Source organism: Ruegeria sp. S84, assembly GCF_056583445.1.
The window spans coordinates 1,195,509-1,211,231 of the sequence record NZ_CM152618.1 but is presented as its reverse complement, the minus strand read 5'-3'; the positions used below and the strand labels follow the sequence as shown (position 1 = coordinate 1,211,231).

Annotated in this window: 14 protein-coding genes and 1 pseudogene; 5 read left to right on the top strand and 10 right to left on the bottom strand. The window is 56.3% G+C overall.

What is annotated here, in order from left to right:
- Positions 1-171 precede the first annotated feature (171 nt).
- Genes fumC through AC1DFB_RS06075 form a run of 4 tightly spaced genes read left to right on the top strand, consistent with a single transcriptional unit; the run spans position 172 to position 2,622 of the window.
- Positions 172-1,566, top strand: coding sequence for a class II fumarate hydratase (fumC, locus tag AC1DFB_RS06090; protein ID WP_170421467.1), 1,395 nt, complete (start codon positions 172-174; stop codon positions 1,564-1,566).
- The gene (locus AC1DFB_RS06085) at positions 1,566-1,742 is read left to right on the top strand and encodes a DUF4169 family protein (RefSeq protein ID WP_170393154.1); all 177 of its coding nucleotides are present in this window, start codon (positions 1,566-1,568) and stop codon (positions 1,740-1,742) included. Before fumC ends, AC1DFB_RS06085 begins: the two co-directional genes overlap by 1 nt.
- Complete coding sequence (locus tag AC1DFB_RS06080; protein ID WP_170405591.1) at positions 1,739-1,960, top strand: ribbon-helix-helix domain-containing protein; 222 nt, start codon at positions 1,739-1,741, stop codon at positions 1,958-1,960. Before AC1DFB_RS06085 ends, AC1DFB_RS06080 begins: the two co-directional genes overlap by 4 nt.
- A gap of 59 nt (positions 1,961-2,019) precedes the next feature.
- A complete protein-coding gene (locus tag AC1DFB_RS06075; RefSeq protein ID WP_170510052.1) occupies positions 2,020-2,622 on the top strand; it encodes a DNA-3-methyladenine glycosylase I in 603 nt (200 codons plus the stop codon).
- A 12-nt stretch (positions 2,623-2,634) separates the two neighbouring features.
- On the opposite strand, the gene AC1DFB_RS06070 is transcribed toward AC1DFB_RS06075, so the two are convergent.
- From AC1DFB_RS06070 to AC1DFB_RS06055, 4 genes are all read right to left on the bottom strand, one after another.
- Positions 2,635-3,516 (bottom strand): fructose bisphosphate aldolase, encoded by an 882-nt coding sequence (locus AC1DFB_RS06070; protein ID WP_170393157.1) that lies wholly within the window; start codon positions 3,514-3,516, stop codon positions 2,635-2,637.
- 72 nt (positions 3,517-3,588) lie between these two features.
- Positions 3,589-4,938, bottom strand: coding sequence for a cytochrome P450 (locus AC1DFB_RS06065; protein ID WP_480922330.1), 1,350 nt, complete (start codon positions 4,936-4,938; stop codon positions 3,589-3,591).
- The gene (locus AC1DFB_RS06060; protein ID WP_480922329.1) at positions 4,935-6,149 is read right to left on the bottom strand and encodes a hypothetical protein; all 1,215 of its coding nucleotides are present in this window, start codon (positions 6,147-6,149) and stop codon (positions 4,935-4,937) included. Before AC1DFB_RS06060 ends, AC1DFB_RS06065 begins: the two co-directional genes overlap by 4 nt.
- An 87-nt stretch (positions 6,150-6,236) precedes the next feature.
- The gene (locus AC1DFB_RS06055; RefSeq protein ID WP_170393160.1) at positions 6,237-6,989 is read right to left on the bottom strand and encodes a cytochrome c biogenesis CcdA family protein; all 753 of its coding nucleotides are present in this window, start codon (positions 6,987-6,989) and stop codon (positions 6,237-6,239) included.
- 105 nt (positions 6,990-7,094) lie between these two features.
- On the opposite strand from AC1DFB_RS06055, the pseudogene AC1DFB_RS06050 reads away from it, so the two are divergent.
- Positions 7,095-7,327: pseudogene (locus AC1DFB_RS06050) on the top strand (sulfurtransferase TusA family protein).
- 56 nt (positions 7,328-7,383) lie between these two features.
- On the opposite strand, the gene AC1DFB_RS06045 reads toward AC1DFB_RS06050, so the two are convergent.
- From AC1DFB_RS06045 to purC, 6 genes are all read right to left on the bottom strand, one after another.
- Positions 7,384-10,215: an Rne/Rng family ribonuclease gene (locus tag AC1DFB_RS06045; protein WP_480922328.1), complete on the bottom strand. Its 2,832-nt coding sequence runs from the start codon at positions 10,213-10,215 to the stop codon at positions 7,384-7,386.
- 507 nt (positions 10,216-10,722) lie between these two features.
- Positions 10,723-12,057: a sigma-54-dependent transcriptional regulator gene (locus AC1DFB_RS06040; protein WP_170393162.1), complete on the bottom strand. Its 1,335-nt coding sequence runs from the start codon at positions 12,055-12,057 to the stop codon at positions 10,723-10,725.
- A gap of 11 nt (positions 12,058-12,068) precedes the next feature.
- Positions 12,069-13,847: a sensor histidine kinase gene (locus tag AC1DFB_RS06035; RefSeq protein ID WP_480438519.1), complete on the bottom strand. Its 1,779-nt coding sequence runs from the start codon at positions 13,845-13,847 to the stop codon at positions 12,069-12,071.
- Between the two features lie 36 nt (positions 13,848-13,883).
- Positions 13,884-14,552 carry a phosphoribosylformylglycinamidine synthase subunit PurQ gene (gene purQ, locus AC1DFB_RS06030; protein WP_170393163.1) on the bottom strand — a complete coding sequence of 223 codons (669 nt, stop codon included), beginning with the start codon at positions 14,550-14,552 and terminating at the stop codon, positions 13,884-13,886.
- Positions 14,553-14,578: 26 nt separating this feature from the next.
- Positions 14,579-14,809: a phosphoribosylformylglycinamidine synthase subunit PurS gene (gene purS, locus AC1DFB_RS06025; RefSeq protein ID WP_010439914.1), complete on the bottom strand. Its 231-nt coding sequence runs from the start codon at positions 14,807-14,809 to the stop codon at positions 14,579-14,581.
- Positions 14,810-14,909: 100 nt separating this feature from the next.
- The gene (purC, locus tag AC1DFB_RS06020) at positions 14,910-15,665 is read right to left on the bottom strand and encodes a phosphoribosylaminoimidazolesuccinocarboxamide synthase (RefSeq protein WP_170393164.1); all 756 of its coding nucleotides are present in this window, start codon (positions 15,663-15,665) and stop codon (positions 14,910-14,912) included.
- Positions 15,666-15,723: the final 58 nt, after the last annotated feature.

Here is a 15,723-nt window from a genome sequence, read left to right as displayed (position 1 = left end):
TTAGCCCGCCGACGTACAATGGCACTGTTTTCGCTAACAGAAATTATTTGTAGCTGTGCCGCGTCTATACCTTTGCGCGGCCCAAGTTTAAGGTGCGCTCAACTGGCCGATTGCGCCACAGCCTTGCTGCGGGTAAACGGCATACGACTGCATACCAGACCGGAGCGACCGATGTCTCAAACCCGCACTGAATCCGACAGCTTTGGCCCGCTTGAGGTGCCTGCCGATAAGTACTGGGGCGCGCAAACGCAGCGTTCGATCATGAACTTCCCCATCGGCTGGGAAAAGCAGCCCGTCGCCATCGTGCGCGCGCTGGGTGTGATCAAAAAGGCCTGTGCAATTGAAAACAAGGCCATCGGCAAGCTGGACGCCAAGATCGCCGACGCGATCATACAAGCGGCCGGTGAAGTGTTCGAAGGCAAGTTTGACGACAACTTTCCTCTGGTCGTATGGCAAACCGGCTCGGGCACGCAATCCAACATGAACTCGAACGAGGTCATTGCGAACCGCGCGATTGAGATTATGGGTGGCGAGATTGGCTCGAAAGATCCCGTTCACCCGAATGATCACTGCAATATGGGTCAATCCTCGAACGATACTTTCCCCACCGCGATGCACATCGCCACAGCGATGAGTGTGCGCGATGTGTTGATGCCCGGGCTTGAGAAGTTCGCCTCGGCGCTGGAAGCCAAGGCAAAAGAGTTTGCCGGTATCATCAAGATCGGCCGCACCCATACGCAGGATGCCACGCCGTTGACGTTGGAACAGGAATTCGGCGGGTATGCGCACCAAATCCGTCAGGGCATTGCGCGTGTAGAAGCTGCAATGCCCGGTATCTATGAACTGGCTCAAGGCGGTACTGCTGTGGGTACCGGTTTGAACACGCATGGCGGCTGGGATGAGGCTGTCGCCAAGAATATGGCCGATATCACCGGCCTGCCCTTTGTGACCGCGCCGAACAAATTCGAAGCTCTGGCCGCACATGATGCCATGGTCTTTTTGTCGGGCGCTTTGGCCACGATTGCCGGTTCCTGCTACAAGATTGCCAACGATATCCGTCTGTTGGGTTCGGGGCCCCGCTCAGGATTGGGTGAGCTTATCCTGCCCGAAAACGAGCCCGGTTCCTCCATCATGCCCGGAAAGGTGAACCCGACACAGGCCGAAGCGCTGACTCAGGTGGCCGCGCATGTGATGGGCAACGACGCAGCAATGAAGTTTGCAGGCTCGCAGGGCCATTTCCAGTTGAACGTCTACAACCCGATGATGTCCTATAACCTGCTGCAGTCGATCCAGCTGCTCGGCGATGCAACCGACAGCTTTACCGAGCGAATGCTGTTGGGCATCAAAGCCAACGAGCCACGCATCGACAAGCTGATGAAGGAATCCCTGATGCTGGTGACTGCTCTGGCACCGACAATCGGGTATGACAACGCCACGACCGTCGCCAAAACAGCGCACAAGAACGGCACAACACTTAAGGAAGAAGCGATTGCGTTGGGCTTTGTGGATGAGGCGACGTTTGATGCGGTTGTGCGGCCCGAGCATATGATTGGACCCAAGGACTGATGGGTAAACCGGTTAACCTGAACCGGTTTCGAAAAGAAAAAGCGCGGGCTGAAAAAAAGGCCCGCGCGGATGCAAACGCTGCGAAACACGGGCAATCCAAAGCCGACAGGACCGTTGTAAAGCTGCAGCAAGACCGGCAGCGCCGGGACCTTGACGGTCACAAGGTCGACGAATGAGTGGACGTCCTGTCAAACGCTCCCTGACCTTGCAAGGTCATCGAACATCCGTTTCGCTTGAGGATGAGTTCTGGCAAGCCTTCCGTGACATCGCGCGGAAAAAAGATATCCCAATCAATGTCCTGGCGGCAAATATTGATGCAGAGCGCGACCCGGAAACCGGACTGGCTTCGGCCATTCGTGTCTTCATTCTGAATTGGTATCGTCAAACCGATTGAGTACTTGATTTCAAACAATCGCGTCGCTTATCCTCGCGGAGAACAAAAAGGGTACATTCATGAACGATTTGGCAACGGGCCCAGATGGAAAACCTCGGTGTTCGTGGTGCAACGCCGCCCCCGAATTCTTTGACTATCATGATAACGAATGGGGATATCCGGTTTCCGATGACAGACGATTGTTTGAGAAACTTTGCCTCGAGAGCTTTCAGTCGGGCCTGAGTTGGCGCACTATTCTGTCAAAACGCGAGAATTTCAGAGCAGCGTTTTGTAAATTTGATTTCAATAAGATAGCAGAGTTTTCTGACGCAGATATCAATCGACTTCTGGACGACAAAGGCATCGTGCGACACCGCGGCAAGATTGAAGCCGTTATCAACAATGCCTGCCGCGTGCAGGACCTAATCGCTTCCGAAGGATCATTGGCCGCTTATGTCTGGAGGTACGAGCCTACGGCGCCACCCGCCCCGCAAAGCGCTTCCACGTCGGCAGAATCCATTGCGATGTCGAAAGATCTGAAAAAACGCGGTTGGAAATTCGTAGGCCCCACCACGATCTTTGCCTTTATGCAGGCCATGGGGTTGATCAATGATCACGCCAACGGATGTGTCATGCGCGAAAAAGCGGCGCAGATGCGCCGCGATTTCATCAAGCCCGAATAGATTACCCCACGATCAGATCGAGGCGCGGAAGATATTGTCGATATTCCCGCCGAGCGCTGCGTTGAATTCTGCGTCAGATTGCTGTTTGGACAGCCCTTCGGTCAGTGCGCGCGAAAACGAGGCGATCATCTTGCTGTTTTGGCCAAGCAGGTCGCAGGCCTGCTCGGTCGAGTATCCGCCGGACAGCGCCACAACACGCAGGACGCGCGGGTGATCCGCCACCTCATCATAAAGGTTGGCCTGGCTGGGGATGGTCAGCTTCAGCATCACTTCCTGACCCTCGACCAATTGATCCAGATTCTTCAGAATTTCTGATTTCAGAATGTCCTCAGCCTCGGCCTTGGTTTCCGAGTGGATGTTTACCTCAGGCTCGACAATTGGGACCATTCCCGCATCAGTGACCACGCGTGCGACCTGGAACTGCTGCGCGACAACGTCGGCAATGCCCTGAGCATTTGCTTCGTGGATAACTGAGCGTTCCTTGGTGCCAAAAACACCATCCGCCTTGGCCAACGTCTCAGCCAGCCCCGGAATTGGCTTCATCATCTGAACACCGTTGGCCTGATCCTCAAGTCCTTTGTCGATTTTCAGAAACGGCACGATGCCTTTTTCGGACCACAGATAATCCGCGACCTTCTTGCCGTCGATTTCTTCGCCCAAGGTCCGTTCGAACAGGATCGCGCCAATCACTTTATCCTTGGTGAAATCGTCAGCCAGAATGATCCGCGCGCGCATCTTCTGAATCTCGCCGAACATCTCTTCGTCTGATCCGTAATCCGATGCTTCAACGCCATACAAAGCCAGCGCTTTGGGGGTTGAACCGCCGCTTTGGTCCAGTGCTGCGATAAATCCTGCGCCTTCGGACATCTGCGCGCGCTGTTCTGCTTTCGACATAACTCAATCCCGTTCAATATGATTCCGCATTTTCAATCCGCATACAGCATGCCGAAGAGCGATGGTAGTTTGTTAGCGCTCAACCAAGCGCAACCAAATTCCGTCTTTCGATCTGACGGTCAAATGCGCGACCGGTACCGGCGTTTCGCCGTGAATTGTTTCGAATCGATAACGGCGCAACAGCATTGACAAGATCAAAGGCCCTTCGACCATCGCAAACCCCGCACCCGTGCAGACACGGGGGCCAGCCGAAAACGGAATATAGGCCTCGCGCTGGCATTTCTTTCCGTTCTCCGTCGTCCATCGTGTGGGATCGAAATCGTCCGGCCTGTCCCAAAGCCGCTCATGTCGATGCAAATGCCAGGGGCTCACAACGATCTGAGAGCCCTGCGGAACATCCCGATCACGGAAGCGTTCTGGGCATGTCGCCTCGCGCACCATCATCGGAACTGGTGGATACAGACGTAGAGCTTCGCGAAATACATCGCGGCTGAGTTTCAATTGGGACATGGTGGAAAAATCAGGCGTGTCCAGGGCCTGCGCTTCTTCAGCCAGTTTATCCTGCCAGTCCGGATACAGTGCCATCAAATAGAGCATCCAGGCCAGTGCCGATGCGCTGGTTTCATGCCCCGCCAAAAAGAAGATGGCGACCTGATCGACCATTTCCTGCGCATCAAACCGGTCTCCAGTTTCCGGATCTGTTGTCGTCATGATCTTGGTGGCCAGATCATCGGGGGCCGACCCGTTTTCGATTGCTATAGCGCGTGCATCCGTCAATCGGCTGATCAGATCCCGAATCTCGCTGGCGGTTTGGCGAGTTTTGCGAGAATGAAATCGGGGCATCCAGCTTGGAACCGGCACGAATGCGGCCAGGTTCAGCAAGGGCTGTTCGCGCTGATAGATTCGGAATTTATCGAAGACCTGCGCGGCAACCTCATGTTCGATGGGAACCGAAAACAGGGTGCGGAAAATCACATCCGCCGCGACATGGCTTGTGATTTCTTCACATTCCACCTTCTGCCCGACCCTGCCAGAAAGCCGATCCGCACAAGCCTGGGCCGCATTTAACATTGCGGGAAACGTGTCCTTCAAACGTCCGCCTTCAAAGGCGGGATCAATGATCCTGCGCTGCCGTTTCCAGACTTCGCCATTGGTCAGGAACACGGACCGGCCCAATAAGGGGCGCAAGCCTTCGCTGATGCGATTTGATTTTGGAAACGCATCCGGGCGCTCTTTCAGAACTGCGCGGATCAGATCGGGTTGGTTGACCATATACGAGCGAAAGAACGGCGTTCGGAATTCAGCCATCCACGCTCGATATAGACGCTGGGGCTGAGCAGACAGCAAGTCTTGCCGAAACAGACGTAGATACCGCCACAGCGAGACCTTATCTGGTCGTGCTTCGGGCTTTGGGGGCGTCATGCTTCCACCGCGATGTATTTCGAAACAGCCCGCTCAATGCGCGATCGTGATGGGGCGCGCCTTTCAAACCGCTGTTTCAATGTTTCAGGACCTGCGGTGATGCGGAAATAGTCATAAAGTCCAGGTTGATCGAACGCACAAAGATATTGAAAGTGCAGGCGAAAAAAGCGCCAACGCAATTGCTGCCATCGCGCGTGGGACAGTGTTTGGGTGAACGCCGCAGAAAGAACCAGCGGCCCGCATTTTTTGGGGCCAGCGACGCCGCTGACCGCGACCGGATCGCACAACGCAAACGCGCAGCCATCCCCTGGTGCAGAGACATCGATCCAAGTCATATCCGCGCGTTCGGACAGATATTTAAGATCAGCGCGAAGCGTGTGTGCCTGCGGTAGAAACGAAACCATTGGCACCACCTGCCCCAAGGTCAGAAAGGATAAGACTGGCTTATCCTGTATACCGCCCCGTCGTCGTAAAACATCTGCCAACACTGACACACCAAGATGGGCGCCAGAGCTGTGACCTACGACCAGCACCTCATCGGTGTCTGTGTCCAGCGTCTCGGTGATCAGGTCAGAAAACTCCCGCAGCCTCGATTGCAGATCTTGCGAATACGCGCCGTATAGCTTCGCCGAGTGGGCATAGTCATGCATAAGGTAATAAGCGAACAGTCGATTATCGATCTTTCGGAACCATTGCATCAGAGCATAGATTACCCCGGCAGCAGGTACCAAAGACCACCACCCAACGAGTGGTTTCAATACAGAGACTAAACCCCAAGCAATCAACAACGATGCAAAAAGCTGCAGCAGCAGCATTGCCACCGGGTATAGCGCCGCAATTACGGGCCCCTTGCGCAACTGCATCAGCCGCCAAAGCGTACCGGTCGAGATATATATCCAGGCGGTTCTCGCCAGTTGCAGATAGGTTGCCGGTATCGATTGAGCCATGCTGTCACGCACGATATCCGACCAGACCAGAACCTGAACATCTGCATCAACAGGACTGCCGTCCTGCTGAGAAATCACCTGCCAGCCGTAGGGACCTTCGCCCGTCCTAGCGCTAATATCGATCTGGTATCCCGATATCTCAGCCTGGGCGCCCCCCTCTTTGCGGTAGAGCTCTCGATATCGGCGCGGATGAATCGGGTCGTAGCCGGGAATGTAAAACACCCGGCGTTTGCGCACCTGCGGATTGGATTGCTGACTGCTCATTACCCGGCCCTCTGCGCCAAAGATTAGCGCAGCGTTGACGCCAAGGTAAGACCTGGCGTCTATCCATCCGCGTTTAAAGCCAGAGGGTTAACCGAGGTTTGCCAAAGCCGGAAATGTTTCCAGCAGCCACCAGCTGAATTCGGTGAACAAACCGGTGACAAGCATGATGCCAACAAACAGCAGCAGCCCGCCCATCACCTTCTCGATCGTGCCCATATGCGGTTTGATGCGGTTCATAACCGCCATCGAGCGGTTCAGGAACATCGCAGCCAGCAAGAATGGAATGCCCAGGCCTGCCGCATATACGCCAAGCAATACGGTGCCACGCGTGACTGATGCTTCGGAGGCGGCCAGCGACAAGATTGCACCTAATTGTGGGCCGATGCACGGCGTCCAACCGAAGGCGAAGGCCAGTCCCAGAATATATGCCCCGAACACAGATCCGCTGGAGTCACCCGTATCAACGCGTGCCTCACGATCCAACAAAGGAATACGGAACACGTTCAGAAAGTGCAGGCCAAAGACAATGACGACAGCGCCCGAGAGTTTGGCGAAAAGCACCTGATTCTGAAGAACAAACGCCCCAAAGACCGAGGCCGTGAAGCCTAGCAGCAGGAACACTGTCGATAGACCCAAAACAAAAAACAGTGCCGCCAGGGTCGCCTTGCGCCGCGCGCGCGCCTCATCCTGCATCTCGTTGATAGTCACACCGCTCATATACGCGAGGTACGGTGGCACAATCGGCAGCACGCAGGGAGACAGAAAACTTATCAACCCGCCCAGCATGGCGATAAACATGGCAGGCAGAAGGCCCGCGTCTATGATCTCAATTCCGAACATGACTCAGCACATAAGTTATCGCGCGGGTTTCGTCACGAGGCCATTCGGTCACATCCTCGTGGTTGCGCGCTGGACAGTATGGCTCGTTAGAAATATCTCAGCCCCATGACCAATGAGATTGAAACACTGGATGCGTTGGGATTGTTGTGCCCCCTGCCTGTTTTGAAGGCTCGGAAGCGCCTGAAATCCTTGCCTGCGGGGGTATGCTGCGCGTGCTGGCCGATGATCCAGCCGCGATTATCGACGTACCGCATTTCTGTACCGAATCTGGCCATACACTTGTCTCGCAAGATACAGTGGATGGTCATCAGATATATGTGATCCAAAAATCGGCCTGAGGATTCTTTGGAACGCACCCTAATGAAAAAGGCGGGCCAGTTGGCCCGCCTTTTTCTTACTGTCCCAATGACCACCACCCTCGGCGCTTTGGCTTGGCCGGCGCGGGTTCGGGTTCGTCCGCCACTGCCTCCAAGACCGGCTCTGGGGTGGCAGCCTCAATGACTTCGGGTTCTGCTGCCACGGTCGATTCTTCGGCTTCTTCGGCAACCAGTTCAGGCGCTTCAGCAGGTTCCTCTGGCACTTCTTCATCGACTTTAGAAGCCGACGTTGCTTCGGCGATCTCAAGTTCTGATGGTGCATCAGCACTATCGGGCTCAGCGGCTGGTTCGATGCTTTCAGACTCATCGGCTGGCTCTTGCTGTTCAGCCTCGGCGGCCTCAGCATTGACCGGCTCTTTCTGCGGATCGGAGTTCGCATTATCCGCTTCGGTCTGCGTCTCACTTGCTTCGACTGTGGCCTCAGTATCCTTTTTGCGTCGGCGCGGTGCCCGGCGCTTTTTCGGTTTGGCCGCTTTCTCAGCATCTTCCTCAGCAACAGGCTCAGCCTCGGTCTGCTTGGTATCGACGCTCTCAGCTTCGTTGCTCGAGTCGGTTACACTGTCTGCGTCAGACTCGTCCGCATTACCATCCGGCGCGTCACCATTGCCCGAACTCTTCTTGCGCCGGCGCCGACGCCGTTTACGCTTGGGCTTGGTCTCTTCCTCACTCTGAACCGCAGTTTCTTCTTCGGTTTCGTCTTCATCCGTGGCGTCGACCATATCCATCAGCGACGCATCAACCGAAACCACCGGCGCAGTTGCTTCAGGAACAACGCGGCTAGCGGTCTTGAACTTCTCCATCGAGAAGTCGGGGCTGACCAAATGAACGTCCCCTTCGATCCGAACCGACAAACCATACCGCGCTTCGATCTGCGCGATGTGTTCGCGTTTCTGGTTCATCAGGAAGTTGGCGATGCTAACCGGGCAACGCACCAATACCTCACGCGAACGGCGGCGAGTGCCTTCCTCTTCAATCTGGCGAAGGATTGACAGTGCCATATTGTCGTCCGACCGGATCAGGCCGGTACCATGGCAAGACGGGCATGGCTGGGTCGTCGCCTCGAGCATTCCAGGACGCAGGCGCTGACGGCTCATTTCGAGCAGTCCAAAGCCCGAAATCCGGCCCACCTGAATACGGGCACGATCCGTTTTCAGCTTGTCTTTCAGTCGTTTCTCAACGGCCGAGTTATTTTTGCGCTCGTCCATATCGATGAAATCGATCACGATCAGACCGGCCAGATCGCGCAGACGCAATTGGCGCGCCACTTCTTCGGCGGCCTCCAGATTGGTCTTCAACGCGGTTTCCTCGATCGAACCTTCTTTGGTCGCCCGACCCGAGTTCACATCGATCGCCACCAGCGCTTCGGTCACCCCGATCACGATATAGCCACCGGATTTCAGCTGAACCGTCGGGTTGAACATCCCGGCCAGATAGCTTTCCACCTGATATCGCGCGAATAGCGGCAGCGCGTCTTCGTATCGCTTCACGTTCTTGGCGTGCGACGGCATGATCATCTTCATGAAGTCTTTGGCGATGCGATACCCGCCCTCGCCTTCAACCAGAACCTCATCGATGTCGCGATTATACAAGTCGCGGATCGAGCGTTTGATTAGGTCGCCTTCTTCATAAATTTTCGCAGGCGCAATGGATTGCAACGTCAGCTCGCGGATCTGCTCCCACAATCGTTGCAGGTATTCATAGTCGCGCTTGATCTCTGATTTTGTCCGTTTGGCTCCGGCCGTGCGCACGATCAGACCCGCGCCCGTGGGCACGTCGATTTCAGCGGCAATGTCTTTCAGTTTCTTCCGGTCAGCGGCATTGGTGATCTTGCGGCTAATTCCGCCGCCCCGTGCGGTATTGGGCATCAGTACGCAGTACCGACCCGCCAAAGACAGATACGTGGTAAGTGCCGCACCCTTGTTGCCGCGCTCTTCCTTGACCACCTGCACCAGCAGGACCTGACGCACCTTGATAACTTCCTGAATCTTGTAGCGGCGCGGGCGTGGCTTGCGCGGAGGACGGATATCCTCGCTATCGTCTTCGTCTGCGACCGACTCGATGGTATCGTCTTTCGAAGCCGCGTCAGCGCTTTTGCTTTCTGTCTCGCCATCCGCCTCGGGCTCATCGCCAGAAGCTTCCGCCTCTTCTTCGTCAGACTTGGCTTCGACCTCATCCGAAGGTTCTTCTTGGTCGGTATCAGTTGCTTCGACAGGTGCGTCTTCTGCTACCTCAGCAGTCTCTTCTGGCGCTTCCGCCTGCTGATCTACATCTTCGGACTCGGCTTCTTCGGTCGGAGCTTCTTCAGCAACAGGCTCGGCGGCATCCTCAGGCTCTTCCACCGGCGTCTCGGCAACGATTTCCATCGGAGACGTCCCTTCGGGCACCTCCGTCTCTTCACCGTCATCCAGATCGATGGTTTCCATTCCGGTCGGCTCTGAGGAAACCTCCAGCGTCTCAACCGGATCGTCCGTCTTGACGTCAGCGGCCTTGGAACGCGAACGTGACCGGCGCTTCTTGGGCTTTGTTTCCTCGGCCTCATCCCGCGCCTTCATCGCCTCGGCATAGGCGCGCTCTTCCTCCATTAGCGCCTCGCGGTCAGCGACGGGGATCTGGTAGTAGTCGGGATGGATTTCGGAAAAGGCCAGAAACCCGTGCCGGTTCCCGCCGTAATCCACAAATGCCGCCTGTAGCGACGGCTCAACCCGTGTTACTTTTGCAAGATAGATGTTGCCAGCAAGCTGGCGTTTGTTTTCGGATTCAAAGTCAAATTCCTCAACCTTGTTTCCGTCGACCACCACAACGCGGGTTTCCTCCGCGTGGGTGGCATCGATAAGCATTTTCTTAGCCATGTGTCCTTGGTGCACCGCGCCAAACGCGTTGTCCTGACCCGTCCAGGCGGACAGGCGCTTTTGGGGAGGTGTCTTGTACGGGCGATATCGGACGGCGCGCGGCAGGGTCTGGCGCTTTGGCCCCCTGCCCGTATACTCAATCGTTGCGCGCGCGTCATCGCGGTTCTTCTCCGACAGGCGCGTCTAAATGCGGCCCGCCCATTTATTCCTTTCACCCGCATAGACGGGTTCAGGCGTTCATCTGCCCCATTGGGGCATAATCGGTCTGCCGCGCCGCGCGGGATCTATCCTCACCATCAGCTCAGCAGCGAAACTCAAAACACGGGGCTTGCAGGCACAAAATACCCGGCCCGTTCGATCACAATAAAAGCAGTCCTGTGGAAAAGACAATGGGCAAACTGCATCGCGACCCAAGAACGCGCCGAAGAGTCCCTTCATCTGTTCAGAAATATCCAGGGGTTGAATTGAACCGCAAGCTCAAGAGGGGGCTGGCCCCCTCCTCCGCTTTCACAGGTAATCCGAACGCTGCAACCCGTACTTCGCCATCTTTTCGTTCAGTGTCCGGCGTGGCAGGCAGAGTTCTTCCATCACCGAGGCGATCGATCCCTTGTGACGGCGCATCGTATTGTCGATCAGCATCCGCTCGAAGGCTTCAACATATTCCTTCAGCGGCTTGCCTTCAGTTGTCATCACTGGCTGCATCTCTTCGTGATCCGACATCAGCAGCGAAGCAATTGTCCCCGACCCGCGCCGCGACTGCAGCACCGCACGCTCAGCAATGTTGATCAACTGCCTCACATTCCCAGGCCACGGGGCCTGAAGCAGCTGAGCCGCTTCCTGCGCACTGACCTGAGGCGCGTCGCAGCCATATTCCTCTGCGAACTGTTCGCTCAGACGGGTGAACAGCGTCAGGATGTCCTCACCCCGCTGTCGCAGCGGAGGCATGGTGATGCGCAGCGCCGCCAACCGATAGAACAGATCGGGACGCAATACATCTTCTGAGGTTTTGCCCGCTTCCTGCAGGTTCGAAATCGCAACGATCCGCGTTTCCGCAGGGGTGCCCTGCTCATTCATAACGCTCAATAGACGGGCCTGCAGCGTATCACTCAGGGCTTCGACATCCTCAAGAACCAGCGTACCGCCTCGGGCCTCTTCGATGGCGGGCAACTGCGTGTCTTCGGGGAGCATCGGGCCAAACAGGCGTTTCGACAGCGCTTCTTCCTCAAGTGCTGCGCAAGAAACCAGGACGAATTTCTTACCCGCCCGGCTACCAACCGCGTGCAATGCATGCGCCACCAAAGTCTTTCCGGTTCCGGTTTCCCCATCGATCAGGACATGACCATCCGCCTGCCCCAGATCCAGAATATCTTCTCGCAACCGCTCCATGACGGGGCTGGCACCGATCAGCTTGTTCATGATCTGCGTACCGCCAGACAGCTCACGCCGCAGGGCTCGGTTGTCGAGCGTCAGACGACGCGCATTGCTGGCGCGTTTGGCCAGTTCGGACATGCGATCGGGGTTAAACGGCTTTTCAAGGAAATCGAACGCCCCGACACGCATCGCCTCTACGGCCATTGGCACATCGCCATGTCCCGTGATCATGATCACCGGAAGCGTGCTATCGGCCCCCATCAGCTTTTTCAGCAGTTGAATGCCATCCATTCCGGGCATCTTGATGTCAGAAATCACGATCCCGGGGTATTCTGGCCCTAACACCTTGAGCGCATCCTCGGCGCTTGAAAAGGTTTCGGTGTCGTACCCCGACAAAGCCAGCCACTGGCTGATCGACTGGCGCATGTCCTGTTCATCATCCACGATGGCGATTTTCATGGCCTGTGCCATAGTCACTTCCTCTATTCCGCGGCCTCAAGGCCGTCGCTTCCCAATATGGGCAATTGCATCTCAAACACCGCGCCACCCTGTTGGCCATTACGCGCGGTCAGCCGTCCGCCATGGTCGTTCACGATCCCGGACGAGATGGCAAGCCCCAGACCAACGCCGTCCCCCGGGCGTTTGGTTGTATAAAACGGCTCGAACAGGTTTTCGATATCCTCGATCCCGTGGCCATTGTCCCGCACGGTCAGTACCGCAGTTTCACCTGCAGCGAGAATGATCTCGACATCCGGCTCATCCACAGACTTGGTCGCATCCAGCGCATTGCGCAAGAGATTGACCATAACCTGTTCGATCCGCATCCGATCACCCATCACTATAACAGGTTCTTCGGGCAAAATCTGGGTTATCTTCACATGCCGCTGACGCAGCTGCGGTTCCATCATCGACAGGGACGAGGCCAGCGCTTCGCCAAGATTTACTGGCGAAAACGCATCTGCACCTTTGCGCGCATAGGATTTGAGCTGGCGCGTGATCGCTCCCATCCGCTCGATCAATCCGTCGATCCGCCCAAAGCTGGCCAACGCTTCTTCGGGCCGGTTTCGACGCAAAAGCAGACGCGCGCCGGCCAGATAAGTTTTCATCGCAGCCAGAGGTTGATTTAACTCGTGACTGACTGCCGCAGACATCTCTCCAAGTGCTGCCAGTTTTGAGCTCTGGGCAAGGGTTTGTTCGGCAACTTCCAGCGTCTTTTCAACACGTTCACGCTCAGCGATTTCCCGCTGCAGCCTTACGTTCAATGCGCGAAGCTCCGCCGACTCGCGCTGGAACAAGGTCATGCGCAACGTCGCTCTGCGGCTGAGCGCATAGAAGGTCAGCGCCAGAAGAATCGCAAAGGCCATGATCTCAAGCGCCAGAACGCTGTTCACCCGCTCGCGGATCGACGAATAGGTGGTGAACGAGGTCATTTGCCAGCCCCGGAACGGAATACGGGTCTCCATCCGCATCACAGCCTCGCCCTGAAGATAGGCATCGGGGGGCAAAGCGCTCCAATCGGTTGTGGCCCGGATCGCGCGCTGAATCGCGTTCTGAGGGGGTTGGCGCAACATGGCACCGCTTTCATCCAGACCTCGCCACTGAGGCTCGGTCGAGAGGATGATCGTACCAGTGCTGTCTGTGACCATCACCGCGTCAGAAATACCAGCCCAGGCGCGTTCAAATTTCTGCAAATCAACTTCGACTACGATCACGCCAAGAATCTCTGCATTCGCCTCGATTCGCCGCGAGTACACAAAGCTGTAACCGCCGGACTCACGTGGAATGACCGAGAATATAGTGGCATTCGATCGAATTGCATCGATGAAGTAAGGCGAGTTCCGGTGGCTTTCCTGCAACCGGTTCCGGTCGGTTGCAGCACGTGTCAGGCCATCCCCATCCAGCAAAACCAGCGAGGCCGCCCCGATTTCTTCAACGAAAGAGATCAGGCGCTGGCTCGACAGCGTGTAATCGCTGGATTGCAGGGCCGAAATCAGGGTGGGGTCACGGGCAAGCAACTGCGGCACGATGGCGTTGCGTCGCAACTCACTCAGCAGGTTGCCGGAGTACAAGGCTAACCGCAGTTCGGCCCGGTTTCTGGTCGATTCGGTGAAGCGACTTGTTAGCAGACTGTTGGTGATCCACACTGTGGCGACGGTAGCAAGCAGCAACAAAAACACGGCAAGACGCAGCCGCCAGCCCATAGGCGCGCCGCGAAACCGGTTCAGAAACCCTTTGCTGTTTGCTTGATCTTCCGCGCTCATGTACTGACGCTACGCGTCCCGACTGATGACCTCAAGTCACGCGGGCGTCAGCACCCCGGCCAATGCGCGGAAGAGCGCCGTCCCGTCAGTGCCTCCGTGGCCTGAATCCGCCGCTCGTTCTGGGTGGGGCATCATGCCTAACACGCGCCGGTTGTGCGATAAAATCCCTGCAATATCGTCACGCGAACCATTGGGATTTTCGGCATATGTGAAGGCAATGCGATCCTGATCCTTCAACTCGGCCAAGGTCTCATCGTCTGCGAAATAATTGCCATCGTGATGCGCAATCGGGATATCGATCACATCCCCGGCATTGTACCCTTCAGTAAAGGCGCTATCGCTGGTTTCGACCTTCAGTCCGATCGTTTTGCAGATGTATTTCAGACCGGCGTTGCGCAACAGCGCGCCAGGCAGAATTCCGGTTTCGGTCAGAACCTGAAAACCGTTGCAGATACCGACGGCATAGCCACCACGCTCGGTATGCGCGGCCAGCGCTTTGCAAATGGGCGACTGGGCCGCAATCGCGCCGCAGCGCAGATAGTCACCGTAAGAAAACCCACCCGGAACACCGACAATATCTATGCCCTCGGGCAGCGCGGCATCTTTATGCCAGACCATATCGACGGAAAAACCGGCCTGCTCGAAGGCAACGGCAAGATCACGATCGCAGTTGGAACCGGGGAAAACGATGACGGCTGCGCGCATGGCGGACCCTCCTAGGTCAAAAAAACTTAGAGCAGTTCGATCTCAAAGCGTTCGATGACCGTGTTGGCCAACAGCTTTTCGCACATCTTGGTTACGTCCGCTTCGGTCGCGCCGTCTGCCAGTTCCAGATCGATCACCTTGCCCTGACGGACACCTTCGACCTGATCAAAGCCCATCGCACCCAATGCGTGACGCACAGCCTCGCCCTGCGGGTCCAGAACCCCGTTCTTGAGCATCACATGCACACGTGCTTTCATTTTCGAGAACTCCACTGATGGACCGCGCATCGATCCGTTTCGTTGGGCGCGGGATACCCCGCTTGGGCTTGTCGGACAACCCTGTCGATATATGACAGGATCAGTTGATCAGCGTTGGTTTTGTGACATTGCTTTTGGGCAGAACACCAAGACGGCGGGCCACTTCCGAATAGGCGTCCGTCAGGCTGCCCAGATCGCGGCGGAATACATCCTTGTCCAGCTTCTGACCGGTTTCGATATCCCACAAACGGCAGCTGTCGGGGCTGATTTCGTCCGCAATGATCAAGCGTTGGAAATCGCCTTCGAATACGCGCCCGATCTCGATCTTGAAATCGACCAGACGAATACCGACGGCCAGCATCACGCCGCTCATGAAATCATTCACGCGCAGTGCAAGGCTCAGGATATCGTCCATATCCTGCTGGCTAGCCCAGCCGAATGCTGCGATGTGCTCTTCAGTCACCAGCGGATCACCCAGCGCATCGTCCTTATAGCAGTATTCAACAATCGGGCGCGGCAGTTGAGTACCCTCGGCGATACCGAGACGCTTGGACATCGATCCAGCGGCATAGTTGCGAACGATCACTTCCAGCGGAATGATCTCACAATTCCGAACCAGTTGTTCCCGCATGTTCAGACGGCGAATGAAGTGCGTCGGAACTCCGATCTGGGCCAGACCGGTCATGAAGAATTCACTCAACCGGTTGTTCAGAACGCCCTTTCCATCGATCACGTCTTTCTTCTCGGCGTTGAAAGCTGTGGCGTCATCCTTGAAGTACTGCACGATGGTGCCCGGCTCGGGACCTTCATACAGGATCTTGGCTTTACCTTCGTAAATCTTCTTGCGACGCGCCATGAGCGACCTTTCCAGTCTGGGGAAAGGGAATGAGTCCCTTCACGTTGGCGCCCTCATA

Excerpts from the sequence above, each read along its gene's own strand:
- AC1DFB_RS06045 (WP_480922328.1), bottom strand. The coding sequence starts at position 10,215 with ATGGCTAAGAAAATGCTTATCGATGCCACCCACGCGGAGGAAACCCGC.
- AC1DFB_RS06080 (WP_170405591.1), top strand. The coding sequence starts at position 1,739 with ATGAGTGGACGTCCTGTCAAACGCTCCCTGACCTTGCAAGGTCATCGA.
- AC1DFB_RS06075 (WP_170510052.1), top strand. The coding sequence starts at position 2,020 with ATGAACGATTTGGCAACGGGCCCAGATGGAAAACCTCGGTGTTCGTGG.
- AC1DFB_RS06060 (WP_480922329.1), bottom strand. The coding sequence starts at position 6,149 with ATGAGCAGTCAGCAATCCAATCCGCAGGTGCGCAAACGCCGGGTGTTT.
- purQ (WP_170393163.1), bottom strand. The coding sequence starts at position 14,552 with ATGCGCGCAGCCGTCATCGTTTTCCCCGGTTCCAACTGCGATCGTGAT.
- AC1DFB_RS06055 (WP_170393160.1), bottom strand. The coding sequence starts at position 6,989 with ATGTTCGGAATTGAGATCATAGACGCGGGCCTTCTGCCTGCCATGTTT.
- AC1DFB_RS06040 (WP_170393162.1), bottom strand. The coding sequence starts at position 12,057 with ATGGCACAGGCCATGAAAATCGCCATCGTGGATGATGAACAGGACATG.
- purS (WP_010439914.1), bottom strand. The coding sequence starts at position 14,809 with ATGAAAGCACGTGTGCATGTGATGCTCAAGAACGGGGTTCTGGACCCG.
- AC1DFB_RS06070 (WP_170393157.1), bottom strand. The coding sequence starts at position 3,516 with ATGTCGAAAGCAGAACAGCGCGCGCAGATGTCCGAAGGCGCAGGATTT.
- AC1DFB_RS06065 (WP_480922330.1), bottom strand. The coding sequence starts at position 4,938 with ATGACGCCCCCAAAGCCCGAAGCACGACCAGATAAGGTCTCGCTGTGG.
- purC (WP_170393164.1), bottom strand. The coding sequence starts at position 15,665 with ATGGCGCGTCGCAAGAAGATTTACGAAGGTAAAGCCAAGATCCTGTAT.
- AC1DFB_RS06085 (WP_170393154.1), top strand. The coding sequence starts at position 1,566 with ATGGGTAAACCGGTTAACCTGAACCGGTTTCGAAAAGAAAAAGCGCGG.
- fumC (WP_170421467.1), top strand. The coding sequence starts at position 172 with ATGTCTCAAACCCGCACTGAATCCGACAGCTTTGGCCCGCTTGAGGTG.
- AC1DFB_RS06035 (WP_480438519.1), bottom strand. The coding sequence starts at position 13,847 with ATGAGCGCGGAAGATCAAGCAAACAGCAAAGGGTTTCTGAACCGGTTT.